This is a genomic window from Kitasatospora sp. NPDC059160 (genome assembly GCF_042755465.1).
Taxonomy (GTDB): Bacteria; Actinomycetota; Actinomycetes; order Streptomycetales; family Streptomycetaceae; genus Kitasatospora.
This window is the reverse complement of record NZ_JBHZCN010000058.1, coordinates 34,174-59,864: the sequence shown is the minus strand read 5'-3', so window position 1 is coordinate 59,864 and position 25,691 is coordinate 34,174. Positions and strand designations below refer to the sequence as shown.

Here is a 25,691-nt window from a genome sequence, read left to right as displayed (position 1 = left end):
GGTCGCGGGGGGGTACCCGCGGCCCGCGGGGCGGGTGGCCCTGGACTGCGGCGGCGGGCCCCCCGCCCCGGGGCACACGTATGGGGGGGGACCGGTGAGCCGGTCCCGCCCCTTCTCCGTGCCGTCGCGCGGCTCGGGTCCGCGCCGCGGCGTCAGCCGCGCTGGATGCCGGCGGTGTCGGCCAGCACGCCCTGGGTGCCGTCCGGCAGCTGGGCGACCAGGGCCGCGCCGCGCTGCTCGACGGCCAGGTACCAGGTGCCCGGCACGACCTCGCCGACCGGGGCGCCGACCGGGTTGTCCTTCGGGGCCAGCTGGCGCGGGGCCGGGACGGCGAACCAGAAGGGCTGGAAGTCCGCCGCCGGGGCGGCCGGCTGCTGGGCGGCCGGGGTCGGCTGCGGGGCCGGCGCGGCGGCGTCCTGCGGACCGGCCTGCACCGGCTGGCCCGGCTGCGGCTGGCCGGCGGCCGGGTAGCCGTAGCCACCGGCCGGCTGGGCGCCGAAGGCCGGGTCGTGACCCTGGTTCGGGTAGCCGTACTGGCCCGGGCCGGGCTGGCCGGGGGCACCCGGGTGGCCGGGCTGACCCGGCATCGGGTAGCCGCCCTGGTACGGGACGGCCGGGCGCTCGTTGACCAGCGGGGCCTTGAGCGCCGGCACCAGCGGTGCGGCCGCGGCCGCACCGGCCAGCACGAGCAGCGAGATGAGGCCGAGCCAGGCGCCGAAGCCGTGGCTGAGCGTGGTGGCCGACGGGCCCCCGCCGAGCGCCCAGACCGAGGTCCAGAGCGCGGCGACGCTGAACGCGATGCCCCACTGGTCCAGCCGCAGGCCGAGCACCTGGCGGTTGGCCGCGGCGGGGCCCTGGAAGCGCTGCACCAGGATCAGGACGGCCGCGGCGATCCCCAGGAGGTAGATCGACGGCAGGATGGGGAACAGCTGGGTGCTCCACGCGTTCTGCGAGGTGTCCCCGCAGTACCGGCCGCTGCAGTCCACGGTCCAGTAGGGCAGGAAGGAGGCGATGAACAGCAGGACGGCCGCGCCTGCGACGGCGGCGTCTCCCCTGGTGAGAGCGCGCAGATTCACTTACGTTCCCCTCGTTGACGTGTCGTGGACGGTGCTTCGTGCGGTCGGTCCGACCGGCCGAAACTCCCGAACGGACCAGAAGCCTAGGCCCAACCGTCCCACCGGTGCACGGCGGGACCGGGAACGGGTCGAAGTCGTTGCAAACCGTGCCGACTCGGCGGGTGTCCGCCGGTCGGCCCGCTTCGCCCCAACTCCCTTGCCCGGTCCGGTCAGTGGGTGGTCAGGAAGGCGCCCAGCGCGTCGGCGATCCCCTGGGCGGCCTGCTGCCGCCACTGAGGGTCCGTCATCCGTCGGGCGTCCGCGGAGTTGCGCATGTTACCGCACTCGATGAACACCTTGGGAACCGCGGAGAGGTTGAGGCCGCCCAGGTCGGAGCGGGTGTCCAGGCCGTCCTTGGCGATGTAGTCGGCGTACGGCTCGCCGGTCGCGGCGTGGAAGCGGTCGCGCAGCAGCAGGCCCAGCCGGCGCGAGGGTTCGATGATCGCGGAGTTGTCCGCCGTACCGGCGACCACCTTGGCGGGCAGGATCACGTGGAAGCCGCTGCCGCTCGCCGGCGCGCCGTCGCCGTGCACCGACAGCGCGACGTCCGCGTGGGCGTCGGCGCCCGCCCTGGCGCGCTCGTCGACGCACGGGCCCCACGGGCGGTCGCCGTCCTGCACCATGACGACCTTGGCGCCCCGGGCGGTGAGCAGGGCGCGGGCCCGGCGGGTGACGTCCAGGGTGTAGTCGGCCTCGGTGTAGCCCGCGTTGGTCTCGGTGCCGGTGGTGTCGCAATCCTTGTGGCCGTTGCCGACGTCCACCTGACGGTTGATCTCGGTGGGGTGGGAGAAGTTGCCGGGGTTGTGGCCGGGGTCGAGCACCACGGTGCGGCCGGCCAGGTCGCCGCCGCCGGTCGGGGCCTGCGGGGTGGCGGCGGGCGTCGGCGTACCGGTGGGCGCGCCGGGCGTCGGGTCCGGGGCGGGGCTCGTCGTCGTGCCCGTCGCCGTGCCCGTCGCCGGCTCCGGGGACGGGTCGGTCGGGGTGGCGCCGGTCGGCGACGAGGCGGGTTGCGCGGCGGCCGTGGCGGCCACCGGGCCGGAGCCGTCCAGGGCCTGCCAGCCGAACCAGCCCGCCGTGCAGAGCGGAACGACCACCGCCACCGCGGTGGCGGTGCGCAGCAGGGCGGAACGGCGGGGGGCGGGGGAGGTCGGGCCGGTCACGGGCTGTTCAGATCCTGTCCGAGGTGGGCGGGGTGAGGCCGTAGGCGTCCGCGATCGGCTTCCACTTGGTCAGGAAGTCGTTCTTCGCCTGGGTCGCCTGCGGGTTGAGCTCGTCCGCGTGCTTCTTGTCCGGCGTGCTCGGCGCGTTGCCGGAGCAGCCCTGCTTGGCCACGGCGCGGGCCCAGGCCGCGTACGCCTTGTCGATGTCGGCGGACAGCTGCCAGGCGGACTTCAACGAGTTCACCGCGTCCGCGCCGCCCGGGACGTCCGTGACGCTCAGCTTGGCGAGCTTGCCCAGCAGCCCCTGGCGCTGGCCGGCCCCGCTGTCGAAGACCTGCGCCGCGCTCTCGATGTCGGCCTTCGACGGGCAGCTGCTGACCTTGGCGACGGCGTTGCCGATCTGCGTCCTGGCGTTGCCGCCCTCGGTGAGCAGTCCGTCCAGCGCCTGGGCCTGGGCCTTGGCGTTCGGGCCGGCCGTGGTCGCGGACGGGGCCGGGGTGTCGGAGGGCGTGGCCGTGGCGCCGGGCGCGGCGTCCGTGCCGGTGGGCGCCGGGGCGGGCGGCGGGTTGCCGGCACCGGTCGCGGCGCCGGCCGGCGGGGTGGGCGCGGCCTGGCCGCCCTTGTCACCGCCCTGGGCCGCGTACAGCAGGCCGCCGCCGACCGCCAGCACCAGCAGGACCGCGAAGCCGATCAGCAGCGGGGCCCGGCGGTTGCCCGGGCGGTCCCCGTCGTCCTCGTGGTCGGGCGGGAGGGCGGCCGGGTGGTCCGGCCGGGCCGGGTACGGCGGGGCGCTGTACGGGGCCTGCGGGTTCTGCGGGGTCTGCGGGTAGGGCGGCGGCGGGTACCCGTACCCGCCCTGCTGGTCCGCGGCCTGCTGGTACGGGTTGCCGGCCGGAGGCGGCGGCGGGTAGACGTACCCGGGGCCGGGGAGCGGCCCGCCCTGGGTGCCGCGGTCCTGCGGGGTCGCGTGCGAGGGGAACGGCGCGGCCGCGGGCGGGGCGCCCGGCGCCGGGGCGATCCGGGGGAGGGCGGCGGTGGGCGCGCCGGGGCCCGGGGGCGGGGGCGGCGGGGTGGCCGGGCCTGACATGTCCGGCGCCGGGCCGAAGCCCGGGGCGGTGGACAGGTACGGGCGGCCGCCCAGCGGCGGGTCCTGGTCCTCGGCCGCGCCCGGGGCGGGGGCGCCGGTCGGTGCGGCGGGGTCGGTCCCGGCGTCCGGGCGCTGCGGATTGCGGACCCAGCCGCCCGCGCCGCCGCGCGCGGTCGGGTCCCAGACCGCCGGAGCGGTGTTGTGCTGGTCCGTCATGTGCCGCTGGCCCCCACCGTCCGCCGATGCTCTGCCTGGTGCTGCCGCCCGTGCCGCAGCTGCCTGGTGCTGCGCGGACACCGTACCGTTCGAACCCCCGCCCGACAGCCCAGGCACGACGTTAGAGCATCGGGGCGTGGCTGCGGGGGGTATCGCGCGGTGCGGTCGGGGCGGGGGCCGGTGTGCGGGAGCCTCGGGCGGACAGGGCTAGGCGGCGGCCCGGCGCAGGACGCGCAGCGAACCGGTCACCGAGACCTCCTCGAAGCCCTCGGCCAGCGCCCGCAGGTAGACCCGGTACGGGGCCTGGCCGCCGTCCGCCGGGTCCGGGAACACGTCGTGCACCACCAGCAGGCCCTCCGGCGCCAGGTGCGGCGCCCAGCCCTCGTAGTCGCCGGTGGCGTGCTCGTCGGTGTGCCCGCCGTCGATGAAGACCAGGGCGAGCGGGCGCCCCCACAGCGCGGCGATCTGCGGCGAGCGGCCGACCAGCGCGACCACGTGCTCCTCCAGCCCCGCCGCGTGCAGGGTGCGGCGGAACCGGGGCAGGGTGTCCATCCGGCCGACCTCCGGGTCCACCAGGGTCGGGTCGTGGTACTCCCAGCCCGGCTGCTGCTCCTCCGAGCCGCGGTGGTGGTCCACGGTCAGCGCGACCGTCCCGGCCTCCCGGGCCGCGGCGGCCAGCAGGACCGCCGAGCGGCCGCAGTAGGTGCCGATCTCCAGCACCGGCAGCCCGGTGCGCCGGGCCGCCGCCACCGCCGCCTCGTAGAGCGCGAGGCCCTCGTCCACCGGCATGAACCCGGTGGCCGTCTCGAACGCCGCCAGCACCTCCGGCGCCGGGCGGGCGCCCTCCAGCAGGTCGGACATGCGGTGCTCCTCGGGTTCGGGCGGCGGACGGACGTGCTCGGACCCTACTCGACGGTAGCGGGGCGGCCGCCGGGAGGTCGGCCGGTCCGGTCGGCGGTGCGCCGTCGGCCGAGGCCGTGAGCACAGCGATCATGATGGCGGGCCGGATCGTCGCTGCGCGGAGGGCTCGTTCGTACTGTGATCACTCCGCCGGGCCGCCGCCCCCGCGCCCTTCTGGAACGCGTTCTAGTCCGTGCCCGGCGGCCGTGCCAGAATCGCCCCGACCCTTGACCCGATGACCCGAGGCACACCGGGAGCAGCCCATGCGCGCAGCCGTCCTGCACAAGACCGGCCAGGACACCCTCGACGTCCGCGAGGACGTCACGGCGCTCGGCTTCGGACCGGGCACCGTACGGGTCCGGATGCGCGCCGCCAGCCTGTGCCACTCGGACCTCTCCGCGATGAGCGGGATCCTGCCGCAGCCCGCGCCCTTCGTCCCCGGGCACGAGGGCGCCGGGGACGTCGTCGAGGTCGGCGAGGGCGTCACCGGCGTCGCCCCCGGCGACCGCGTGGTGCTTTGCTGGATGGCCCCCTGCGGACGCTGCGCCCACTGCGAGCGCGGCCGCGGCCACCTCTGCATCGCCAGCCTGCGGCGGCTCGGCGCCCCCGGCTTCCGGCTCGCCGACGACGGCACCGAGGCCTCCGGCTTCTACGGCACCGGCGCCTTCGCCGAGGAGGTGGTGGTCGCCGCCGACGCGGTGATCAAGGTGCCCGCCGACCTGCCCTACGAGGCCGCCGCCCTGATCGGCTGTGGCGTGACCACCGGCATCGGCGCCGCCGTCAACACCGCCCGGGTGGAGCCCGGTTCCTCGGTCGCGGTGATCGGCGCGGGCGGTGTCGGCGTGGCCACCGTCCAGGGCGCCCGGGTCTGCGGCGCCGCCCGGATCACCGTGGTCGACCCGGTCGCCTCGCGCCGCGAACGGGCCCTCGCCTTCGGCGCCACCGAGGCCATCGCGCCCGAGGAACTCAAGGCGTTCGCCAAGGGGTTGCCCGGCGGCGGCTTCGACCACGTCTTCGAGGCCGTCGGCCGCGCGGCCACCGTCCGGGCCGGCTACGACGCCGCCCGGCGCGGCGGCGCCGTCGTCGTCATCGGCGCGGGCGCGCAGGACGACCTCGCCCAGTTCACCATGGGGGAACTGTTCTTCAACGAGAAGCGGCTGCTGCCCTCGCTGTACGGCGGGGCTCCGGTCGCCCGCACGATCGCCCTGGTCGTGGACCTCTGGCGGGCCGGGCGGATCGACCTCGACGGGATGATCACCCACCGGGTCGGGCTGGCCGAGGTAAACCGGGCGATCGCGCAGATGCGCAGCGGCGAGGCGCTGCGGACGGTGATCTCGCTGGACTCCTGACGCCCCGCCCGCCGCGCCCCGCCCCACAGTGCGGTGGGGGTGGGGAGTGTGGAGTGGGGTCGGGGTGTGACGTTCGAGGGCCCGCCGGGAAGTCTCCTCGGCGGGCCCTCGCGGGGTGTGTCGGTGTGTTCGGCGGATCAGCCCCGGGCGCCGGCGGCGCGGTGGCGGCCATGCGGGTCCGCCCCAGGGGTGTCGTCGTCGGCCGAGCCGCCGCGGTGGCGGCCGTGCGACGCGGTGTCCTCGGCCGTCTTCTCGTCGGCGTCGGTCCCGTTGACCGCAGGGCCCGTGGTGTCGGTGAGGGTGTCGGACATGAGAAATCGTCTTCCGTGCGAGGGTGCAGGTCATCGGCGCCCGTCCGATGCCTGCGGCACACGGTCGGGTCCCCGATCGGGCGCTCGGAACGCGCCCACAGCCGGTGATCGCGGCCCGTGCCCCGGCCACCATAACGGCCGGGACGGACGAGATCCTATCGACCTCATGGGGCGAGTCCCGCCCCGCCCGCGGCCCCGGGGGCCACCCTGGAAGAACCCAGCCAGTGGCCGACGAGCTCGCGGTAGAACGGCGACAGCACCTGGAGGTCGCCGTGCCGGGCCAGCAGTCCGCGACCGCCGTCCAGCAGCAGCACCCGGTCCGCCCGCAGCGCCGAACTGATCCGGTGCGCGACCACCACCAGCGTCCCCGGCCGCGCGGCGAACGCCCGCTCCACCCGCTCCTCCGCGGCCGCCTCCAGATGGCAGGTCGCCTCGTCCAGCACCACCACCGGCGCGTCCGCCAGGTACGTCCGCACCAGAGCCAGCAACTGGCGCTCACCGGAGGACAGTTCACCCGGATCGCGCAGCGCGCCGGCCAACCCGCCCAGCCGCGCCACCAGCCCGTCCGCCCCCAGGCGCCCGACGGCCTCCGCGACCTCCCGCCCGGACGCGCCCGGGGCGAGCCAGGTCAGGTTCTCCCGCACCGACCCCGGGAACACGTACGCCTCCTGCGGCAGCAGCGCCACCCCGCGCGGGCCGCCACCGACCACCACCGCCCCCGCCGTCGGCGCCACCAGGCCCGCCAGTAGCCCCGCCAGGGTCGACTTCCCCACCCCGCTCGGCCCGACCACCGCCACGTGCTCCCCGGGGCGGAACTCCGCGTCCACCCCGTCCAGCACAGCCGGAGCGCCCGGTCCGTGGGCGTACCGCACCCCGAGCAGCCGGACCGCGCCGAGCGGCACGCCGGGGGTGGGGAGGGGGGTGGGGGCGGGAGTGGGGACGGGGGTTGGCGTGGGGTTGGGCCCGGACTCGGTGGTCGATTCCGCCAGTCGGTCCAGCACCACGCCGAGATTGAGCAGCCAGCCGCCGACCGTTCCCGCCAACGTCCGTACGGCCGGGTCCAGTTGCTGGAGGAGGTAGGTGGCGACGCCGAGCAGCCCGCCCGCCGTCAGCGCGTCGTGCGCCAGCAGCCAGGGCGCCGCCGCCAGGACGGCCAGGACCGGCAGCCGCCCGCCGAGCGCCACCACGAGCGCGCGCAGGGCCGACGCCCGGCCCAGCGCCCGGGAGGCGGCCGCGCTCTCCTGCGCCACCCCGGTCAGCGCCCGGGCGACCGCGTCGCCCGCCCCCGTCGCCTGCACGTCGCGCAGCCCGCGCAACGCCCGCCCGGCCTCGGCGGCGAGCCGCTCCTCGGCCAGGACCGCCGCCCGCCGCCCGCCCGCCAACGGCCGCAGCAGCCGCACGAACAGCAGCCCGGCCGCCAGCAGCGGCACCAGCACCAGCGGCAGCACGGCCGGCGCCAGCAGCGCCAGCCCGACCAGGGCGGCGACCAGCGTGACCCCCACCCCGCGCAGCGTGCGGAGCAGCGTCGCGGTCAACTGCCGTACGGACTCCACCTGTTCGGTCAACCGCGCGACGGCGGCCGGATCCGCCCGCGGCCGCGCCAGGGCACCGCGGACCACCCGCTCCACCAGCGCGTCCCGCAGCGGCTCCACCACCCCCGCGAGGTACGGGAACCCGGCCCGCGCCGCGTACGCCCGCACCGCCATCGCCGCCCCGAACCCGCCCAACCAGGCCACCCCGACCCCCGGCCGCCCGGCCAGGAACCCCTGATCGACGGCGGCCGACACCAACAAGCCGGACACCAGCGGCGGCACCGCCTCCACCCCCGACCAGACGAGCAACCCCACCAGGGCTCCTCGCGTGCCCCGCATCGCCCCTACGACCATCCCGACCCCGCGGTGCCGCTGCCTCCATTCCGCGGTGCGCCGACGGCCTCGCCCCCGCCCCCGGCCCGCCACCGTGCCCACCGCGGGTATCGGCGCGCCCGCCCCCGGCCGCAGCTCCTCGGCCACCGACACCCGTGCCCCGCCCCGCGCCGCCCGTAAGGGCCGTGCCAGCAGCCGCCACCGTGGCCGATGCCGGCGCTTGGGCGCGTCCGCCTCTCCTCCGGGGCGGGCGGACCGCCAGGTCGATGCGCCCGGCGCCCGTCGGTGGCCTGCTCGGGGCGGCGGTTGCACCGGACGTCGGCCCTGCCGACTTCCGGTGTCGGGCTTGGCGTCGGTGCTTGTGCGGTGCGAGGTGGGCAATCCCATGGACGTCGATCCAGTCGGCTTTCGGAGAGGACGGGAAGTCGATCGGGCCGACTTCCCGTGCGGTCAGGGCGTGGTGGCTGAGCGGCGTGCGCGAGAAGTCGACCCGGTCGACTTCTGGTGCAGGCGCGGAGGGCGCGGTGGGGCGGTAGGGCGGGGGTGCGGCTGGGAGGAAGCGTCGAGAGCGCGGCAGGGCAGAGGGTGGCCGGTCCCCCCGCACCGGAAGTCGGTCAGGTCGACTTCCGGTGCGTCACGTCGTGGCTGCCTGGAGGGTGGTGGCCGAGAGGGTGGCGCGGTAGTCGGGGTGGGCGAGGAGGTGGGTGTGGGGGGCGAGGGCGCGGAGGCGGCCCCCGTCGAGCCAGGCGACGAGGTCGGCGCGGGCGGCGACGGTCGCGCGGTGGGCGACGACCAGCCGGGTGCGTCCGTGGGTGGCGCGGTCGAGGGCCTCGGTGACCTGGTACTCGGTGGCGAGGTCCAGGCCGGAGGTGGCGTCGTCGAGGACGACGACGCGGGTGGGGCGGGCCAGCAGCCGGGCGAGGCCGAGGCGTTGGAGTTCGCCGCCGGAGAGCTGGAGGTCGTCGAGCGGGGTGTCCCAGCCGTGGGGGAGCCGGGCCAGGAAGCCGTCCGCGCACGCGGCCGCGGCTTCGGCCGGGCCCGCTCCGGCGAGGGCGTCGCGGACGGTGCGGCCGACCAGGTCGGGCCGGGCGAAGGCGTAGCCGACGGCGTCCCGCAGGGCGGTGGGGGACAGGGTGTCCACCGGGACGCCGTCGATCAGTACGGTGCCCTCGTCGGGGTCGCGCAGTCGCCCCGGCAGTGCGGCGAGCAGTGACTTCCCGGCACCGGAGTGCCCGACCAGGGCGACGGTGCGGCCGCCGGGGACGGTGAGGTCGAGCGGGCCGAGCAGGACCCGTTCGCCGTCGCGCACCACCACGCCCCGCAGGGCGACCTCGCCGGGCCCGCTCGCCGGGAGGGCCGCCGGGCCGGCCGGGGCCGGTGCGAGCGCCAGCAGTTCGTCGACCCGGGCCTGCCCGGCGCGCGCGTGGGCGACCCCGACCAGCGACTCCACCTGTTCGAAGAGCCCCGCGCCGAGCGCCGCCCAGCCCGCCGCCGCGGCGAGCGCGCCCGGGGCGAGGGCGCCGTCGGCGAGCAGCGCCCCGGCGGTGGCGAGCACGGTGATCTCGACCAGGGCGATCAGCAGGGTGGCCTGCCAGGCGGTGCGCCGCTGGGCGGCCCAGAGCGCGTGTCCGGCCGCGGACAGGTCCGGGAGCGGGGCCAGGACCCGGGCGGCTTCGCGGTGTTCGGCGCGCGCCGCGTGGATGCTGCGCAGCCCGGTGAGGGCGCCGCTGAGCCGGGCCGCGAGTTCGGCCTGCACCTCCTGGTAGCGGGCGAACACCGGCCCGGCCCGGTGCAGGAAGAGCCGGATGAGCAGCACGCCGGGCACCACGCCCGCGAAGAAGGCGAGTGCCAGCCACGGCGAGAGCGCGGCCAGTCCGAGGATCGCGCCGATCGAGGTGAGCAGCGCGGTGGCCGCGCCGAGTACGGCGGGGAGCCGGCCGCCCGCGTCGGCGGCCGAGCCGAGGAGCCGGGCGGCGAGGTCGCCGGGTGGCGGCCCGCCGTGCAGGCGGCCGCCGGGCCCGAGGGCGAGGAGGTGGCGGAGCAGGCGCCCGCGCAGGGCGGCGGTGCCCTCGGCCGAGCAGGCCGGTCCGGCGGCCGCCGCGGTGGCGTTGGCGGCGGCGGCCGTCAGCAGCAGGAGGGCGGGTGGGGCGAGGGCGGTCCCGGTCCGGTGGGCGAGGGCGGCGTCGACGGCTGCGGCGAGGACGGCGGGCAGTGCGAGGGTGGTGGCGGCCTCGACCGGCAGGGCGATGCCGAGGGCGAGTGTCCATCCGGTGGGTCGTCGTGGCAAGTCCGGCCTCCTGTCGGTGAGTTGGACGCGAGCGTGGGAAAGCGGGTGTGGGAAGGCGGGTGTGGGAAGGCGGGTATGGGAAGGAGGGTGCGGGAAGGCGGGTGCCGCCCTCGCCTGTCCGGACAGGCGAGGGCGGCACCCGTGGGGCCGTTCCTGATCAGCTGTTGGTGAAGATCAGACAGGTCAGGATGAGACAGGTGTACTGGCAGCCGCTGCCGTGGCCGGTCAGCTCGACGGACTCGGTCTCCGGCAGGTCCTGCAGCGCCGCGAGGTCGGTCTCGAAGTCCACCATGTTCTCCATGATCGGGTCCTCCCCTTGAGGGTGTCGCCCGCCGCGATCTGCCTGCGGGCGTCGGGTGTTGACCCCCGGCGCGGCCTCCATCCGCCGCACCGGGGTGGTGCCCCGGGCCTCGACGGGCCCGGGAGTCTGTGGGTGGCCGGGCGGGATCAGCCCGGTCGGCCGGTCCGCAGGAACGCGGCCAGCAGTTCGTGCAGCACGGCGGCGCCCTCCTCGGCGAGCACCTCGTGGCCGGAGCCGGCCGCCTCCACGTACCGGAAGTCCGCGCCCTCGACCCGGCCGATCCGCAGCAACTCGTGCCGCAGCGAACGGGATTGGCCGACCGGTACCACCTCGTCCCGGTTGCCGTGCACGACCAGCAGCGGCGCGCTCAGCCGGTGCGCGAGCTGGAGCACGTCGCGCGGTCCGCGGGCGTCCAGGATCGGGTCGCCGCCGCCCAGCCGGGTGGTCAACGCCCGTACGGGGGGCGCCGCTTCGGCCATCAGCCGGGCGCCGGACAGGAACGGTGCGACCACCGCGCAGCGGGCGACCTGCTCGGTCGGCGCGTGCGCGGCCGCCAGCAGCGCCAGGAAGGCGCCGTAGCTGACCCCGAACAGGGCGGGCGGTTCCAGGCCGAGTGCCGCCCGCTGGCCGGCGATGCCCTCCAGCAGGTAGAGCACGTCGTCCAGGTCGGGGCCGCCCCAGGCGCCCCGGATGGCCAGCGCGTGCGGCACCCCGTAGCCGGTGGAGCCGCGCTGGTTGGGCGCGACCACGGCCAGGCCCTCGGCGGCCATCCGTTGCAGCGCCGGGTCGAACTCCAGCCGCCAGGCGTCGGCGGGGCCGCCGTGCAGCGCCAGCACCAGGTGCGGGCTGCTCAGCCAGGCGTCGCCGCCGTACACCACGGCCTCCAACGGACCCGCTGGGCCCGCGAGTTCGAGGCTCTGCGCGGGCTGCCAGCGGCTGCCGTCGCCGGGCTGGGTGCTGCCGTCCAGACGCCAGCCGGCCGGCGGGGTGCGGGTGACGCGCGGTGCACCGGGCTGCCAGGGCAGGACGGTGTCCCGCCACGGGCCGGGCAGGCCCGAGCCCAGGGGCGCGAGTTGCAGCGGCAGCGGCATCGGGGCGGTCTCGGCGGGGGCCGGGCCGTGCGCCAGCAGGGCGTCCACGTCCAGGGTGGCCAGCGCCGCCGGGTGGTCGGGCGAGGAGTACGGGATCCGCAGCCCGGCGCCGTCCCAGTGCCCGACCGCGCCGAGCCGCCCGGGTGGCACCGGCAGCGGGTCCAGCCGCCCGACGGCGGGCCGCCACAGGGCGAGCGCCGAGCCGGCGCCGTGGTCGATCTGCACCGCGACCCGCGGGCCGTCCGCCGCCTGCCGCAGTGCCACCGGGCGCAGGAACATGCCCGAGACGTGCAGGCATTCCGGGAACCGCAGTGGTTCCCCGCCGCCCAGCACGCCCCAGCCGAGCCGGTCGGTGCCGGGCGCGTCGCTGCGCACCATCGCGAAGCGGCTGTCGGGGTCGAACAGCACCAGCCGGTCGTTGCTGTGCTCGCCGATCTCCAGCAGCGGGGTGGTGGTGCCGCTGCGCAGGTCCAGCACCACGCTGCGGACCAGCCCGCCGGCCACCCGGTCCAGGGCGAGCAGCGCGCCCGCGTGGTCCAGCCAGGCGCCGCCGCCGTGCAGGCCGGGGATCTCGGCGACCTGCACGGGCTCGCTGCCGTCCGCCCGGATCAGCCAGGCGGTGGTCGCCGGGCGGGTGTCGGTGCCCAGGGCGATCGCCACCGGGGTGCGCGGGTCGGCGCCGGGGGCCACCGGGAGCGGCAGCAGGCGCAGTCCGGGCATCCGGAGCGAGGCCAACTGCTGTTCCACGGTGCCGTTCCCGCCGTGCGAGAGGCGGACCAGGTCGTGCCGCTCGCCGTCGTGCCGGCAGACCAGCACCGAGCCGTCGGGCAGGGCGACGAGCTGCGAGCGCAGCTGCTCCGACCGGTTGCCGGACAGCGGCAGCGCGGCGGGTACGGCGGGGGAGCCGTCCGGTGGGAGTCGCCAACTCTCCACGTACCAGCCGCTGTCGGCGGCCGCGGCCAGGCAGGCCGCGTGGCTGCCGTCGGCGGCGAAGGAGAAGCTCAGCCGGCGCAGGGCCCGGGTGGTGGCGCGGGTGGCCGTGTTCACGTCTCGCTCACCCCGTCGCTGTCGCACGGCAGTTGGTCGCGGGCGGGGGTCGGCGGGCAAGGGGGAGCGAGCGGGTGGCTGGGGGAGGGTGGGTCCAGCCAGAGCCGGGGGCCGCCGTGCCGGAGCCGGAGGAGGAAGGCCAGCGGTCCTGCCGTGCCGGTGCCGTAGGCGGCGGCGCAGCCCGTGCCCGTCTCGTCGGGCAGGACCAGCAGGCCGTCGCGCAGTGCGCTCCGGGCCGCGATCAGTCGGGCCAACCGGCCTGCCCCGGAACGGAATTCGGGCTCGGCCGTGGCCTCGGCGAGGTCCAGCAGGTACTCGCCGTCACCGGCCAGGCCGTGGCAGGCGCTCACTCCGCCGTGCCAGCGGCCGGCCAGGACGGCCCGGCCGGCGGCCCGGGCGAGGCGCAGCGCCTCGGTGTCGCCGGTGGCCCGCCACAGCCGCAGCAGGAAGCTGCCCGCGCCGGAGGAGCCGCTGCACCAGTGCGGGAGCCGGATGTGCTCGGGGTCGGCGGCGCTCTGCGGCCACCAGGCGCAGGCCCGGTCGGTGCGGCGATCGGCCGCGCCGTTTCGGTCGCCGTCGCCCTCGCTCCACCGCACGGTGGCGCCGAGCGTCCGCCCGGCGTCGAGGGCGGCCGTCGTGCAGGCGTCCCGCAGGGCGCGGTCGCCGGTCGCCCCGGCGGCGGCGAGCAGGAAGGCGCCGACGCCCGCCACGCCGTGCGCGAAGCCGAGGTGGGTGATCCCGGCGAGCGCCGAGTCGAAGTCGGCCGGCACCGGCCAGACCGTCCCGTACGGTTCCCGTCGCGCGGCGGCGAGCAGGGCGCGGGCGCAGCGGTCGGCGCGCTCGGCGAAGCCGTGGTCCGCGCGGAAGTCCTCCCCGGCGAAGCGGAGTTGGGCGAAGCCCGCGCCCGCCGCGCCGTGGCAGACGTCCGGGTTGGGCCACTCGACGGCGATCCGCCGGGCGAGTGCGGCGGCCCGCTCGGCCGCCTCCTGGTCGCCCAGCACCCGGGCGGCGTCGAGCAGTGCCCAGGCCGTTCCCGACCGTCCGAAGTGCAGCCCGGGCAGTACCACCGGCTCGGCGGCGACCCGCCGCTCGATCCAGTCCGCGGCGGTCCGGGCCGTACCCGCGGCCGTCGCCCGGACCTCGGCCGGCAGGCCGGGTGCCGCGGCCGCCCGCGCCAGTACGGCGAGCACGCCCGCGGCGCCGTGCTGGACGTTGCACGGGTCCGTCCGTTCCCCGGCGGGCACTGCGGGCCACAGCCGGTCGGACCGTTCCGGTGTCGCGCCGGCGGCGAGGTGCCGCAGGCCGTCGTGCAGCAGCCGGTCGAGGGGCGGGGCATCGGCGTCCGTGCCCGGCCGAGGGGTGGCCTGCCACAGCGGGGCGACCAGAGCGGACACGGCCGGCCTCGCAGCCGCACCGGGTACGGCAGGAGCCGAAACGGCGCCGGGGTCCACGCGAGGGTCCACGCCCGGCACTCCGCCGCCGCCCCGCCTGCCCAGCGCCTTCCCGCCGAGAGCCTTCCCGCCCAGAGCCTTCCCTCCCAGCGCCTCCCGGGCCCGCGCCAGGCTCCACCGCAGCTCCGGCTGCTCGGCCCGCAGCCCCAGGACCACCGGCGCCAGCCGCCGCGCGGTGGCACCCGAGCGGGCCGCCAGGTCGAGCCAGCGGCCGAGCCGCTCGGCGACCGGACGGGCCCGCGGCAGGTCCTCGGGCAGCAGCGGGTCGTGCCCGGTGGCCAGCAGGAAGAACAGCCCGCCGAGGGCGTAGCGGTCGGCGGCCGGGTCGGCCGTGCCGGTGCCGGCGAGGGCGAGCCGTCCCTGTTCGGGGGCGCGGTAGCCGGGGGTGCCGGCCGTGCCGGCCCGGTGGCCGGTCTCGGCGGCGAGTTCGAGGTCGATCAGCCGCAGGCTGCCGTCCGGCCGGACCATCACGTTGCCGGGGGAGAGGTCGCGCAGCACCAGGCCCTGGTCGTGCACCCGCCCGACCAGGTCGAGCAGTCCGTGCGCCACCGGTCCGGCCTCGGTCCAGTCGACGTCCGGGCTGCCGTCGCGCCGCAGCCGGGCGGCGACCCAGGCGCCGAGCGGCTGCCCGGCGATTCGTTCCTGCACCAGGAAGACGGAGTCGTCCTGCTCGATCAGTTCGACGGCGCGCGGTACCAGCCCCTGCCCGTCCAGCCGGGCGAGCAGCGCGGCCTCGTGCCGCAGCGCGTCGCGGGCGTCGGTCCCGGCGCGGTCGACCTCGATGTGCGCGCGGGCCTGCTTGACCACGACCTCCGCGCCGCTCGCGGCCTCGCGCCCGAGGAACACCCCGCCCTTGGCGCCGTGCCGTACGGCGGCGGTCACCGCGTAGCGCCCGGCCAGCAGCACCCCGCCGCCGCGCCCGCCCCCGGGCCGGTCGCCGCGCCCGCCCCGGCCTGCGTCCCCACGCCGGCGGGGGTCGTCGGCACCGCGGAACGGGTCCCGGACCCACCCCGGCGCCCGGTACGACCCGCCGCGCACGTCCTCGGCCCGTTCCCCGCCGGGCCCGCGCAGCACCGAGCGGTACTCCCCGTCGTTGCCGAGCTCGGCCCGGGCCGCGAACGCGCCGTAGCGGTAGTGCACCCGGCTGCCGGGCCGGTACGGCCGGTCGGAGAGCACCACCGGCCCGGGCAGCCCGGCCGTCACCCGGTCCAGTTCGGCCGCCAGCCGCTGGAACTGGGCGTCGTCCGCCGGGTAGACGGTGATGAACTTGCCCGCCGAACCACGGTCGCTGTTACGGGAGTTGAGCTCGCGCAGCCGCTCCTCGGCGGCGGCGAACTTGAAACTGCACGGGTCCGCGGCGAGCGCCCGGACCACGGCCGCGAGCACCTCCCCACCGACCACCGAGGCAGCGCTGACGTGGAGCTTCCACCCCTGCGCCGGTAACGGCGCGGACGCGGACGGCCGGGCCGTGCACCAGAAGCCCCCGACGGTGACGTCCCAGTCGCCGTCGCCTCCCCGGCCCCCGGTGCCGGCCAGGGCCGCCCGCGTCGCCTCCGGCCACCCCATGCGTCACCACACCCCTTCGTCCTCTGCTCGGCTCCTCGCGACCCCCCTCCAGGGGCTCCCGGCCGAGGTGACCGGGGCAACTCCCGTTCGCAGGAATGAAGTTAGTTTCGAGAAATCCGAAGCCTCAACGCAGAGACGGTCACTTCACTCGTAAGGGTGATCAGTGGGCGGTTTCGAATTCGTACGAGAACACTGCTGTGAGTAACGGGCGCACGGCGTGCGGGCGCGTACGGCGCGCGCGGGGCCCGAATACGCGCCCCAGCTGCAGGTTGACGCGCATCCGTACGCCTGCGGCACCCGCGTCCGAAGCACGCCCGCCGCCGCCCCGCCGCCGTTCCGCCGTAGCCCCGGCACCGTCCTGCCGCCGTTCCGCCGCCGTCCCCCGATCGGCCGAGGCCCGACCGGCCCCGCGCGCACGGTAGTCTCGACAGGTGCCGAAACTGTCCGACGTCATCACCGCGCTCGAAGAGGTCTACCCCCCGCAGTGGGCGGAGTCCTGGGACGCCGTCGGCCTGGTCTGCGGTGATCCTCAGGCCGAGGTCAGCCGCGTGCTGTTCGCCGTCGACCCCGTCCAGGCGGTCGTGGACGAGGCCGTGGAGTGGGGCGCCGACCTGGTGGTCACCCACCACCCCCTGTACCTGCGCGGCACCACCAGCGTCGCCGCGACCACCTTCAAGGGCCGGGTGGTGCACACCCTGATCACCAACGGCATCGCCCTGCACGTCGCCCACACCAACGCCGACCACGCCGACCCCGGTGTCTCGGACGCGCTGGCCGAGGCCGTCGGCCTGCGGGTCACCGGCCCGCTGGTGCCGGACCCGACCGACCCGCTGGGCCGTCGCGGCACCGGCCGGATCGGCCTGCTGGAGCCCCCGCTGACCCTGTCGGCCTTCGCCGCGCAGGTCGCCGCCGGTCTGCCCGCGACCGCCGCCGGTGTGCGCGTCTCCGGTGACCCGGACCGGCTGATCGGCCGGGTCGCGGTGTGCGGCGGTTCGGGCGACGGCTTCCTCTCCGACGTACGGGCGGCCGGCGTGGACGCCTACGTGACCGCCGACCTGCGCCACCACCCGGCCTCCGAGGCCACCGAGGCCGCGCCGGTCGCGCTGGTCGACGCCGCCCACTGGGCCACCGAGTGGCCCTGGCTCGGCCTGGCCGAGCGCGCCCTGCGGGCCGTCGCCGACCAGCACGGCTGGGCCGTGGAGACCAAGGTCTCCCACCGGGTCACCGACCCGTGGACCGCGCACGCCCCCATGTCCTTCACCGCCTGACCCGATCCACAGGAGCTTTCCCCTTGAACGCCGCGCCCGCCGACCAGATCCGCCTGCTCGACCTCCAGGCCTTCGACTCGAAGCTCGACCAGCTGGCCCACCGGCGCCGGAGCCTGCCCGAGCACGCCGAGATCGACAAGGCCACCGCCGACCACACCGCGCTCAAGGACCTCGTCGTCGCCGCCGAGGCCCAGAAGGGCGACACCGCCCGCGAGCTGACCAAGGCCGAGCAGGACGTCGAGCAGGTCCGCGCCCGCTCCGCCCGCAACCAGCAGCGGCTGGACTCCGGCGCGATCACCTCGCCGAAGGACCTGGAGAACCTCCAGCACGAGATCGGCTCGCTGGCCAAGCGCCAGGGCGACCTGGAAGAGGTCGTGCTGGAGATCATGGAGCGCCAGGAGAGCGCCAAGACCCGGGTCGACGAGCTGACCGCCCGCCTGGAGCACGCCACCGTCGTCCTCGCCGAGGCCGAGGGCCGCCGCGACGCCGCGTTCGCCGAGATCGACGGCGAGGCCGACAAGGTCAAGCGCGACCGCGAGACCGTCGCCGCCGTCATCCCGGCCGACCTGCTGAAGGTGTACGCCAAGCTGCGCGAGACCCAGGGCGGCGTCGGCGCGGCCCGGCTCTACCAGCGCCGCTGCGAGGGCTGCCGCACCGAGTTCTCGATCACCGAGCTGAACGCCATCAAGGCCGAGCCCGCCGACAAGGTGGTCCGCTGCGAGAACTGCGGGCGGATCCTGGTCCGCACCGCCGACTCGGGCGCCTGATCCGGTGGCGGCGCGCTTCATCGTCGAAGCGGACGGCGGGTCCCGGGGCAACCCGGGGCCGGCCGGCTACGGCGCGGTGGTCCGGGACGCCGACACCGGGCAGCTCGTCGCCGAGGCCGCCGAGTTCATCGGCCACGCCACCAACAACGTGGCCGAGTACCGGGGCCTGATCGCCGGGCTCAAGGCGGCCCGCGCGCTCGACCCGGACGCCTCCGTGGACGTCCGGATGGACTCCAAGCTGGTCGTCGAGCAGATGTCCGGGCGCTGGAAGATCAAGCACCCCGACATGCAGCCGCTCGCCGCCGAGGCGCGCGCGGTCTTCCCGCGCGGCCGGGTCGGCTACACCTGGATCCCGCGCGAGAAGAACAAGGACGCCGACAAGCTGGCCAACGAGGCGATGGACGCCGGCCGCGACGGGCGCCAGTGGGAGCCCAGGCCCCTGGCCGAAGCCGGGGCCGCCGCCACGGCCGAGGAGCCGCTGCCGAAGCCCCCCGCCCCCAAGGCCGGCTGGGCCGCCCCGGCCGACCTCGGCACCCCGACCACCTTCGTCCTGCTGCGCCACGGCGAGACCCCGCTCACCCCGGAGAAGCGTTTCTCCGGCAGTGGCGGCACCGACCCGGAGCTGTCCGACAAGGGCCGCTGGCAGGCCGAGCGGGCCGCCGAGGCCCTGGCCGCGCGCGGCAGCGTCCAGGCGGTCGTCGCCTCCCCGATGCGCCGCACCCGGCAGACCGCCGAGATCGTCGCCGCCCGGCTCGGCCTGGAGGTCCGGTACGAGGAGGGCCTGCGCGAGGTCGACTTCGGCGACTGGGAGGGCCTGACCTTCGCCGAGGTGCAGGAGCGGTACCCGGACGACCTCTCGGCCTGGCTGGGTTCCGCGAAGGCCAAGCCGACCGGCAGCGCCGAGAGCTTCACCACCCTCACCCACCGGGCCGGCGTCGCCCGGGACAAGATCCTCGCCCGGTACGCGGGGAAGACGGTGCTGGTGGTCTCGCACGTCAGCCCGATCAAGACCCTGGTCCGGCTGGCGCTCGGCGCCCCGCCGGACTCGATGTACCGGATGGAGCTGTCCGCCGCCTCGATCTGCGCCGTCCAGTACTACGCGGACGGCAACGCCTCGCTGCGGCTGCTCAACGACAGCTCCCACCTGCGCTGACCCTCCCCACCCGGGGGGTCAGTGCACCTCGGTGACCACCACGTCCAGCTGCCACGGCTTGCGCGCCGTGCCCTCCGCCGCCAGCTCGACCCGGTGGCCCAGCGCCAGCAGCGCGTCCATCAGCTCGGCCGGCGTCTTCGGCTCGGCCCCGGCGACCAGCAGGTCCCGCACCAGCCGCCCCTTGGTCGCCTTGTTGAAGTGGCTGACCACGCTGCGCTTGCCGTTCCGCTCCTGGAGCACCCGGACGGTCGCCGTACGGGAGGCCACCTCGCCGGCCGGCTTCCAGGCCGCCGCGTACGCGGAGCTGCGCAGGTCCAGCACCAGCCCGTCCGCCACCTCCGGGAGCACGTCGGCCGTCACGCCCCGCCAGTACGCGCCGAGCGCCCCCAGCTCAGGGAGTTTCACGCCCATCGAGCAGCGGTAGGACGGGATCCGGTCGGAGATCCGCACCGCGCCCCAGAGACCGGAGAACACCAGCAGCGCCCGCTCGGCGCGGTCGTACGCGGCGGCGTCCAGGGTGGCCAGCCCCAGGTTGTCGAACAGCACCCCGGTGTACACCTCGGCCGCCGGGCGGGCCCCGGCGGTGAGCAGCCCGGCGTTCTTGGCGATCTCGCCGCGCAGCCCGGGGGTGAGGCCGAGCACCTCGGCGGCGGCGTCCTCGTCGCCCCGGCAGAGGCCCACCAGCGCCTCCAGCACCGCGCCGCGCGCCGCCGTCAGCCCCGGCAGCGACAGCCCGTCGAGCGCGAGCGGCGCGCCGTCCCCGGACGCGGCCTTGCCCTCCGAGGGCGGCAACAGCACCAGCACAGCGGACTCCTCAACAATCTGTGGCGGACGAACCCCGCCACCCTACTGCGGCCGCTCCGGCTCCCAACGCCACGCACAGGGGCGAGTAGTAGCGCAGGTTCAGCCGCCGGAACCGCGCCGAGCGCTCGCTGAGCCGCCCGAACACCACCGGCCCGGTGAGCCCGCGGGCCAGCAGCACCCCGGCCGCCGTCCGCACCCCGGCCCGTTGCAACCCGGCCCGCCGCAACCCCCGCGGGCCCGCCGCCGGCAGCAGCCCGGCCTCCGCCGCCACCAGGTAGGAGGCCGTCCCCAGCAGCCCCGCCACCACCAGACAGGCCGACGGCGGCGGCGGCCCCTCGCCCGCGCCCACCACGGTGTCCACGAACTCCTCCGGCGTCCGCAGCGGCCAGGGCGTCACCGTCCACACCGCGTGTAGCGCCCCCGTCACCGCCAGCCCCGCCGACACCACGCCCCCGGCCGCCTTGACCGCGTCCATCGCCCGCACCCCCTCCGTGAAGCAACGCCCGACCCCACCGTACGAGCCCTTACACCCCTCCGGCCCCCGGCCCGCCCGGGCGGCAATTCGGTGGGCCGGCCCGGCGTTGCCCACTACGGTGACCGGCGAAGGAGAGTGAACGAGATGACCATGCGACCCCTGGACCTGGTGCCCGGCGACGGCGACGCCGAGGAGGAGTCCCTGCCCGTGCGCCTGCCCGCCGGCCTGCCCGCGGAGACCAGGCAGGCGCTGGAGTTCGCGGTGCGGGCGGCGGCCGAGGCCGTGCTGGCCGGCCGGGTGCGCGTGACGGGGTCGGCCACGGAGGCGGACACGGCCGAACTGGCCTTCGAGGTCCGCCAGTCCGAGCTCCCGGAGGCGCTCGCGGACCCGCTCCCGCCGACGCCCGCCGACCCGGCCCCGCAGGACAGGGCCGCGCGCCGGGCCGCGATGGTGGCCCGGATCCGCGCCGGGAACGCCGAGACGCTGGAGAGGTTGAAGGACCTGTGACCACGGAGTACCTGGACCTCGACGACGTCACCTACCTCGCCGGGGGCCCGCAGAACGTCCGCGACCTCGGCGGCCTGCTGTCGGCGATCGCCCGCCCGCAGGCCACCCTGTTCGGCGACGACGCCTACCCCGACCTGTGGACCAAGGCGGCCGCCCTCGGCCAGAGCCTGGCCCGCAACCACCCGCTGGTCGACCGGAACAAGCGCACCGCCTTCGAGGCGATGCTGCTGTTCCTGGACTACAACGCGGAGCCCTACACCGACCCGCACCCGGACGACGCCGTGGCCTTCGTGCTGCGGCTCGCCACCGGCGGCTACGACGACGCGATCGCCCTGGCCGCCAAGGACCTCAGGTCCCTCCTGGGCCGTTGAGCCCCGACGGGCGCGGCCCCCGACGGGCGCGGGCCGCCGGCGGACGCGCCGGGGGCCTGCGCCCGGAACCTCCCGGTCCGCCCTACGCTGGCCTGCATGCCTCGCCGAAAACTGCGCGTCAAGGCCGTCGACTCCGCCCGGATCAACACCGAGCTCACCGAGCTCCGCACCCGCCTGGAGATCCACACCGAGTGGCCCGAGGCCGTGCTCGCGGAGGCGGAGGAGGCCGCCGGGCACCCCCGGCTGCCGGAGTACGACGCCACCGACCTGCCGCTGTTCACCGTCGACCCGCCCGGCTCCCGCGACCTCGACCAGGCCATGCACCTGACCCACCGCCCGGGCGGCGGCTACCGGGTGCACTACGCGATCGCCGACGTCGCCGCCTTCGTCCGCCCCGGCGGAGCCGTCGACGCCGAGGCCCGCCGCCGGGTCGAGACCCTCTACTTCCCGGACCACCGCGTCCCGCTGCACCCCGCCCGGATCTCCGAGGACGCCGCCAGCCTGCTGCCCGGCGAACCCCGCCCGGCCCTGCTCTGGCAGCTGGACCTGGACGCCGACGGCGCCGTCGTGCTGGCCGACCTGCGCCGCGCCCTGGTCCGCTCGCACCGCCGACTGGACTACGCCGCCGTCCAGCGCGCCGTGGACCTCGGCGGCGCCGACGAACAGCTCGCCCTGCTCGCCACCGTCGGCCGGCTGCGCGAGGAGCAGGAGCGGGCCCGGGGCGGGATCAGCCTGCCGGTGCCCGAGCAGGAGGTCGAGGAGACCCTGCACGGCTACGTCCTCGGCTACCGCGCGCTGAGCCCGGCCGACGGCTGGAACGCCCAGATCTCGCTGCTCACCGGCATGGCCGCGGCCGAACTGATGCTGGACGCGGGCGTCGGCCTGCTGCGCACCCTGCCGGCCGCGCCCGCCGCCGCGTACGAGCGGCTGCGCCGGATCGCGGCCGCCCTGGACGTCGACTGGCCGCAGGCCCTCCCGTACCCGGAGCTGATCCGCTCGCTGGACCCGGACGCGCCGCTGGACGCCGCCTTCCTGAACGCCTGCACCGGGCTGCTGCGCGGCGCCGGCTACCACGCCTTCGACGAGTCCCGCGGCCTGCCCGCCCCCGCCGAGCCCGGGCACGCCGCGCTGGCCGCCCCGTACGCGCACTGCACCGCGCCGCTGCGCCGGCTCGGCGACCGCTTCGCCCAGGAGGTGTGCGCGGCGGTCGCGGCGGGCGAGGACGTGCCGGACTGGGCGCGCGAGGCGCTGCCGGCCGTACCGGCGCTGATGGCGAGCGGGGACCGGCGGGCGGCCGAGGTGGAACGGGCCTGCGTGGACCTGGTGGAGGCCGAGCTGTTGGTGGGGCGGGAGGGCGAGGAGTTCTCGGCGGTGGTGATCGAGGTGGACGGCAAGCGCCCCGGCTCGGGCGTCGTCCAGCTGCGCGAGCCCGCCGTCCGGGCCCGCTGCGACGCCGCCGACGGCACCGGGGGCGGGCCGCCGCTCCCGCTCGGCCGGGTGATCGACGTCCGCCTCGCCCGGGCCGATCCGGCCACCCGTACGGTCCGCTTCGCCGCGGTCTGAGCCCCCCTCACCCGGCCCGGGGTGGGAGGATCGGTCCGTGCCCGATGCCCAGCCTCCCGTCGCACCCGCCGCCGGACCCGCTGCCCCGTCACCCGCCGTGCCGGACACCGGTCGCCGCCGCCGGCTGCTGGTCCTCGCGATCTGCTGCCTGAGCCTGTTCATCGTCGGCCTGGACAACACCGTGGTGAACATCGCGCTGCCGGTGATCCAGAAGGACCTGGACGCCCCGGCCTCCGGCCTGCAGTGGATCATCGACGCCTACACCCTGGTGCTGGCCTCGCTGCTGATGCTGTTCGGCTCGGTGGCCGACCGCTTCGGCCGCCGGCGGGTGTTCCGGATCGGGCTGGCCTGCTTCGCCCTGGGGTCCCTGCTGTGCAGCCTGGCGCCGAGCCTGGAGTGGCTGGTGGCCTTCCGGGCCCTGCAGGCGGTGGGCGGCTCGATGCTCAACCCGGTGGCGATGTCGATCATCACCAACACCTTCACCGACCCGAGGGAACGGGCCCGGGCGATCGGCGTCTGGGGCGGCGTGGTCGGCATCTCGATGGCGCTCGGCCCGCTGCTCGGCGGCTTCCTGGTGGACGGCGCCGGCTGGCCGTCGATCTTCCTGATCAACGTTCCGGTGGCCCTGGTCGCCATCCTGCTGACCTACCGTTACGTCCCCGAGTCGCGCGCGCCGCGGCCCCGCCGGCTCGACCCGGTCGGACAGCTGCTGATGATCGTCCTGCTCGGCTGCGGCACCGCCGCGATCATCGAGGGCCCGGGCAACGGCTGGACCTCCCCGGTGATCCTGGCCCTCGCCGCGGCCGCGGTCGCCGCGCTGATCGCCTTCCCGCTCTGGGAGCGGCGGGTCGCCGAGCCGCTGGTGGACCCGCGCTTCTTCGCCAGCGCGCCGTTCACCGGGGCCACCGTCACCGCGGTCTGCGCGTTCTCGGCACTGGGCGGCTTCCTCTTCCTCAACACCCTCTACCTCCAGGACGTCCGGCACTACAGCCCGGTCGAGGCGGGCCTGTGGACGCTGCCGATGGCCGGGATGATGCTGGTCTGCGCGCCGCTGTCCGGGCGGATCGTCGGCAGCCGGGGCCCGCGGCTGCCGCTGGTGGTGGCCGGGCTGGGCCTGGCGGCGAGCGGCCTGCTGCTCACCCGGCTCAGCGCCGACTCCTCGGCCGCGCTGCTGCTGGCCGCGTACGCGCTGTTCGGCTTCGGCTTCGGCCTGGTCAACGCGCCGATCACCAACGCGGCGGTCTCCGGCATGCCGCGCTCCCAGGCGGGCGTGGCCGCCGCCGTCGCCTCGACCAGCCGCCAGGTCGGCCAGTCGCTGGGCGTCGCGGTGATCGGCACGGTCGTCACCTCGGCCGTGGTGGGCCCGATGGCCACCGGCTTCGCCCCGGCCAGCCACGCCGGCTGGTGGATCCTGGTCGGCCTCGGCGGCGCCGTCCTCGTCCTCGGCCTGGTCACCACCGGCGCCTGGGCCGACCGGACCGCCGCGGGGGTGGCCGCCCGCCTCGGCGGCGAGCCGCCGGCGGCCCGGCCCGGTGTTCGGGAGGCTCCGCCCGAGCGGCTACCATGACCACTACGGCGGAAGAGTCGGCCGGGCGGTCGCGACGGGTCCCTGACCCGCCGAGGAACGTCCGGGCTCCACAGAGCAGGGTGGTGGGTAACGCCCACCCGGGGTGACCCGCGGGACAGTGCCACAGAAAACAGACCGCCCACCGCTTCGGCGCGTGGGTAAGGGTGAAACGGTGGTGTAAGAGACCACCAGCGACCGGGGTGACCCGGCCGGCTAGGTAAACCCCACCTGGAGCAAGGTCAAGATCGGTGCCCTCGGGCACCGTGCGCGAGTGTTCGAGGGCTGCTCGCCCGAGCTCGCGGGTAGACCGCACGAGGCTGTCGGCAACGGCAGCCCTAGATGGATGGCCGTCTCCCCGGGCCGCGCGAGCAACCCGGGTGACAGAACCCGGCGTACAGGCCGACTCTTCCGCCCCTCGAACAGCCGAAGGCCCTCCGACCCGCAACGGGTCGGAGGGCCTTTCGCGTCGTCCTTTTCGCGTTGTCGCGGGACCTTCGCGCGTCGCGGGGCCGGGTTCAGGCCGGGTGGGTGCCGACGGCGTCGCGGATCTGTTCGCCGAGGCCGCCGTTGACGCGGGCGCAGTTGGCGCAGCAGAAGAACATGCCGGCCACCTCGACGCCGTGGCCCACGATGCGCACGTTGCAGTGTTCGCAGCGGGGGGCGAGCTTCTCCATCGCGCACTCGAAGCTGTCGAAGGTGTAGGTGTCGCCGGTGACCGTCCTGATCTCGAAGGCGAGCCAGTAGTCGTTGCCGCAGGTGACGCAGATGGCCATGGCGGCCGTCTCCTTCCGGTGGGGGCCGGCCCTGGCGGGGCGGCTCCCTCCAGTCTCGAAGGCGTGCCCGGCGGCGGCCACCCGGCGGGCCCGTCCGGCGGGGCGGGCCGGCGGGGCGGGCCGGTGGGAACGGTCAGCCGGAGTCGGCGGAGAGCTGTTCCAGTGCCCGGACGGCGCGGTCGGCGTCGTCGGCGGCGACGAACAGGTGGTCGTGGTGGAAGCCGGCCACCACGTTGCAGCTGATGCCCTGCTCGGCGAGGCGCCCGGCGACGGCCGCGGTGAGTCCGACGGCCTCCAGTGCGGAGTGGATCTGCAGGGTGATCCAGGCGGCCACGTACTCGTAGCGCAGCCCGAGCGCGTCGGCCTCCTCCTGGGTGACCACCACCGTCACCCCTTCGGGTTCGGCGACGGTCACCACCGGCCGCATGCCGGCGGGCACCTTCGCGGGGAGGGTGCAGTAGACGTACCGCCCCGGGTTGAGCTGCGGGCGCATCCCGCGCAGCAGGGTCGCAAGGTCTCGTTCACCGGCCATGCCCGTCACCGTATCCGTTCCGCCCGGGCCCGCGCGGTCTGTCGCAACCGTGTCGGTATCCGTTGACGAGCGACAGTCACCGATATATCGTCGAACTATCGAGACAGTGACTCGACTGTCTCGACGGAACCGAAGGAACCATCGAGGAGGTGGGCGCCATGCGCT

The 25,691-nt window shown here is 76.4% G+C and carries 22 protein-coding genes and 1 other RNA gene; 9 read left to right on the top strand and 14 right to left on the bottom strand.

Annotated features, from left to right (window positions below; translation table 11 throughout):
- Nucleotides 1–152 precede the first annotated feature (152 nt).
- The 4 genes from ACFXOZ_RS24295 to ACFXOZ_RS24280 form a co-directional block, all read right to left on the bottom strand.
- Nucleotides 153–1,076 carry a hypothetical protein gene (locus ACFXOZ_RS24295; protein WP_380529461.1) on the bottom strand — a complete coding sequence of 308 codons (924 nt, stop codon included), beginning with the start codon at nucleotides 1,074–1,076 and terminating at the stop codon, nucleotides 153–155.
- Nucleotides 1,077–1,285: 209 nt separating this feature from the next.
- Nucleotides 1,286–2,275, bottom strand: coding sequence for an N-acetylmuramoyl-L-alanine amidase (locus ACFXOZ_RS24290; RefSeq protein ID WP_380592584.1), 990 nt, complete (start codon nucleotides 2,273–2,275; stop codon nucleotides 1,286–1,288).
- Nucleotides 2,276–2,282: 7 nt separating this feature from the next.
- Nucleotides 2,283–3,578, bottom strand: a complete 1,296-nt coding sequence (locus tag ACFXOZ_RS24285) for a hypothetical protein (protein ID WP_380529457.1) — start codon at nucleotides 3,576–3,578, stop codon at nucleotides 2,283–2,285.
- 207 nt (nucleotides 3,579–3,785) lie between these two features.
- Nucleotides 3,786–4,439 (bottom strand): class I SAM-dependent methyltransferase, encoded by a 654-nt coding sequence (locus ACFXOZ_RS24280; RefSeq protein WP_380407751.1) that lies wholly within the window; start codon nucleotides 4,437–4,439, stop codon nucleotides 3,786–3,788.
- A gap of 302 nt (nucleotides 4,440–4,741) precedes the next feature.
- On the opposite strand from ACFXOZ_RS24280, the gene ACFXOZ_RS24275 reads away from it, so the two are divergent.
- Nucleotides 4,742–5,827 (top strand): Zn-dependent alcohol dehydrogenase, encoded by a 1,086-nt coding sequence (locus ACFXOZ_RS24275; RefSeq protein WP_380529455.1) that lies wholly within the window; start codon nucleotides 4,742–4,744, stop codon nucleotides 5,825–5,827.
- A gap of 137 nt (nucleotides 5,828–5,964) precedes the next feature.
- Here ACFXOZ_RS24275 and ACFXOZ_RS24270 read toward each other — a convergent pair whose 3' ends face one another.
- The 6 genes from ACFXOZ_RS24270 to lanL all read right to left on the bottom strand — a co-directional run bounded on the left by ACFXOZ_RS24270 (nucleotide 5,965) and on the right by lanL (nucleotide 15,746).
- Entirely contained in the window at nucleotides 5,965–6,138 is a 174-nt protein-coding gene (locus ACFXOZ_RS24270) for a hypothetical protein (protein WP_380592582.1), read from the bottom strand.
- 164 nt (nucleotides 6,139–6,302) lie between these two features.
- The gene (locus ACFXOZ_RS24265) at nucleotides 6,303–7,985 is read right to left on the bottom strand and encodes an ATP-binding cassette domain-containing protein (protein WP_380592580.1); all 1,683 of its coding nucleotides are present in this window, start codon (nucleotides 7,983–7,985) and stop codon (nucleotides 6,303–6,305) included.
- Nucleotides 7,986–8,637: 652 nt separating this feature from the next.
- Nucleotides 8,638–10,290, bottom strand: coding sequence for an ATP-binding cassette domain-containing protein (locus ACFXOZ_RS24260; protein WP_380592578.1), 1,653 nt, complete (start codon nucleotides 10,288–10,290; stop codon nucleotides 8,638–8,640).
- 157 nt (nucleotides 10,291–10,447) lie between these two features.
- Entirely contained in the window at nucleotides 10,448–10,591 is a 144-nt protein-coding gene (locus ACFXOZ_RS24255; RefSeq protein ID WP_157882160.1) for a VenA family class IV lanthipeptide, read from the bottom strand.
- A 146-nt stretch (nucleotides 10,592–10,737) separates the two neighbouring features.
- Nucleotides 10,738–12,729, bottom strand: a complete 1,992-nt coding sequence (locus ACFXOZ_RS24250; RefSeq protein WP_380527359.1) for an alpha/beta fold hydrolase — start codon at nucleotides 12,727–12,729, stop codon at nucleotides 10,738–10,740.
- Nucleotides 12,726–15,746 carry a class IV lanthionine synthetase LanL gene (gene lanL, locus ACFXOZ_RS24245; RefSeq protein ID WP_380592576.1) on the bottom strand — a complete coding sequence of 1,007 codons (3,021 nt, stop codon included), beginning with the start codon at nucleotides 15,744–15,746 and terminating at the stop codon, nucleotides 12,726–12,728. The genes ACFXOZ_RS24250 and lanL overlap by 4 nt, the downstream gene beginning before the upstream one ends.
- A gap of 431 nt (nucleotides 15,747–16,177) precedes the next feature.
- On the opposite strand from lanL, the gene ACFXOZ_RS24240 reads away from it, so the two are divergent.
- From ACFXOZ_RS24240 to ACFXOZ_RS24230, 3 genes are read left to right on the top strand one after another with little or no spacing between them, the layout of a single operon-like run.
- Entirely contained in the window at nucleotides 16,178–17,014 is an 837-nt protein-coding gene (locus ACFXOZ_RS24240; protein WP_380405641.1) for a Nif3-like dinuclear metal center hexameric protein, read from the top strand.
- Nucleotides 17,015–17,037: 23 nt separating this feature from the next.
- On the top strand, nucleotides 17,038–17,781 hold the full coding sequence (locus ACFXOZ_RS24235) for a zinc ribbon domain-containing protein (protein WP_380527362.1): 744 nt from the start codon (nucleotides 17,038–17,040) through the stop codon (nucleotides 17,779–17,781).
- 4 nt (nucleotides 17,782–17,785) lie between these two features.
- On the top strand, nucleotides 17,786–18,934 hold the full coding sequence (locus ACFXOZ_RS24230) for a bifunctional RNase H/acid phosphatase (RefSeq protein WP_380527363.1): 1,149 nt from the start codon (nucleotides 17,786–17,788) through the stop codon (nucleotides 18,932–18,934).
- Between the two features lie 18 nt (nucleotides 18,935–18,952).
- On the opposite strand, the gene yaaA is transcribed toward ACFXOZ_RS24230, so the two are convergent.
- Nucleotides 18,953–19,738 (bottom strand): peroxide stress protein YaaA, encoded by a 786-nt coding sequence (gene yaaA, locus ACFXOZ_RS24225; RefSeq protein WP_380527365.1) that lies wholly within the window; start codon nucleotides 19,736–19,738, stop codon nucleotides 18,953–18,955.
- 10 nt (nucleotides 19,739–19,748) lie between these two features.
- On the bottom strand, nucleotides 19,749–20,213 hold the full coding sequence (locus tag ACFXOZ_RS24220) for a DUF3995 domain-containing protein (protein ID WP_380592574.1): 465 nt from the start codon (nucleotides 20,211–20,213) through the stop codon (nucleotides 19,749–19,751).
- A gap of 144 nt (nucleotides 20,214–20,357) precedes the next feature.
- Between ACFXOZ_RS24220 and ACFXOZ_RS24215 the strand changes: the two genes are divergently transcribed.
- The 5 genes from ACFXOZ_RS24215 (at nucleotide 20,358) to rnpB (ending at nucleotide 24,632) form a co-directional block, all read left to right on the top strand.
- Nucleotides 20,358–20,720 carry a hypothetical protein gene (locus tag ACFXOZ_RS24215; RefSeq protein WP_380527367.1) on the top strand — a complete coding sequence of 121 codons (363 nt, stop codon included), beginning with the start codon at nucleotides 20,358–20,360 and terminating at the stop codon, nucleotides 20,718–20,720.
- Nucleotides 20,717–21,091: a type II toxin-antitoxin system death-on-curing family toxin gene (locus ACFXOZ_RS24210; RefSeq protein ID WP_375887989.1), complete on the top strand. Its 375-nt coding sequence runs from the start codon at nucleotides 20,717–20,719 to the stop codon at nucleotides 21,089–21,091. The genes ACFXOZ_RS24215 and ACFXOZ_RS24210 overlap by 4 nt, the downstream gene beginning before the upstream one ends.
- Before the next feature lie 96 nt (nucleotides 21,092–21,187).
- A complete protein-coding gene (locus ACFXOZ_RS24205) occupies nucleotides 21,188–22,654 on the top strand; it encodes an RNB domain-containing ribonuclease (RefSeq protein ID WP_380527369.1) in 1,467 nt (488 codons plus the stop codon).
- A gap of 97 nt (nucleotides 22,655–22,751) precedes the next feature.
- Nucleotides 22,752–24,221 (top strand): MFS transporter, encoded by a 1,470-nt coding sequence (locus ACFXOZ_RS24200; protein WP_380592586.1) that lies wholly within the window; start codon nucleotides 22,752–22,754, stop codon nucleotides 24,219–24,221.
- 13 nt (nucleotides 24,222–24,234) lie between these two features.
- An RNA gene (gene rnpB / locus ACFXOZ_RS24195) (RNase P RNA component class A) lies at nucleotides 24,235–24,632 on the top strand.
- A gap of 104 nt (nucleotides 24,633–24,736) precedes the next feature.
- Here the strand turns inward: rnpB and ACFXOZ_RS24190 are convergent.
- Nucleotides 24,737–24,994: a Prokaryotic metallothionein gene (locus tag ACFXOZ_RS24190; RefSeq protein ID WP_375887995.1), complete on the bottom strand. Its 258-nt coding sequence runs from the start codon at nucleotides 24,992–24,994 to the stop codon at nucleotides 24,737–24,739.
- Between the two features lie 133 nt (nucleotides 24,995–25,127).
- A complete protein-coding gene (locus ACFXOZ_RS24185) occupies nucleotides 25,128–25,526 on the bottom strand; it encodes an ACT domain-containing protein (protein WP_375887996.1) in 399 nt (132 codons plus the stop codon).
- Nucleotides 25,527–25,691: the final 165 nt, after the last annotated feature.

Coding starts and splice junctions, on each gene's coding strand:
- ACFXOZ_RS24190 (WP_375887995.1), bottom strand. CDS start 24,994: ATGGCCATCTGCGTCACCTGCGGCAACGACTACTGGCTCGCCTTCGAG.
- ACFXOZ_RS24185 (WP_375887996.1), bottom strand. CDS start 25,526: ATGGCCGGTGAACGAGACCTTGCGACCCTGCTGCGCGGGATGCGCCCG.
- ACFXOZ_RS24255 (WP_157882160.1), bottom strand. CDS start 10,591: ATGGAGAACATGGTGGACTTCGAGACCGACCTCGCGGCGCTGCAGGAC.
- ACFXOZ_RS24220 (WP_380592574.1), bottom strand. CDS start 20,213: ATGGACGCGGTCAAGGCGGCCGGGGGCGTGGTGTCGGCGGGGCTGGCG.
- ACFXOZ_RS24270 (WP_380592582.1), bottom strand. CDS start 6,138: ATGTCCGACACCCTCACCGACACCACGGGCCCTGCGGTCAACGGGACC.
- lanL (WP_380592576.1), bottom strand. CDS start 15,746: ATGGGGTGGCCGGAGGCGACGCGGGCGGCCCTGGCCGGCACCGGGGGC.
- ACFXOZ_RS24215 (WP_380527367.1), top strand. CDS start 20,358: ATGACCATGCGACCCCTGGACCTGGTGCCCGGCGACGGCGACGCCGAG.
- ACFXOZ_RS24205 (WP_380527369.1), top strand. CDS start 21,188: ATGCCTCGCCGAAAACTGCGCGTCAAGGCCGTCGACTCCGCCCGGATC.
- ACFXOZ_RS24275 (WP_380529455.1), top strand. CDS start 4,742: ATGCGCGCAGCCGTCCTGCACAAGACCGGCCAGGACACCCTCGACGTC.
- ACFXOZ_RS24280 (WP_380407751.1), bottom strand. CDS start 4,439: ATGTCCGACCTGCTGGAGGGCGCCCGCCCGGCGCCGGAGGTGCTGGCG.
- ACFXOZ_RS24285 (WP_380529457.1), bottom strand. CDS start 3,578: ATGACGGACCAGCACAACACCGCTCCGGCGGTCTGGGACCCGACCGCG.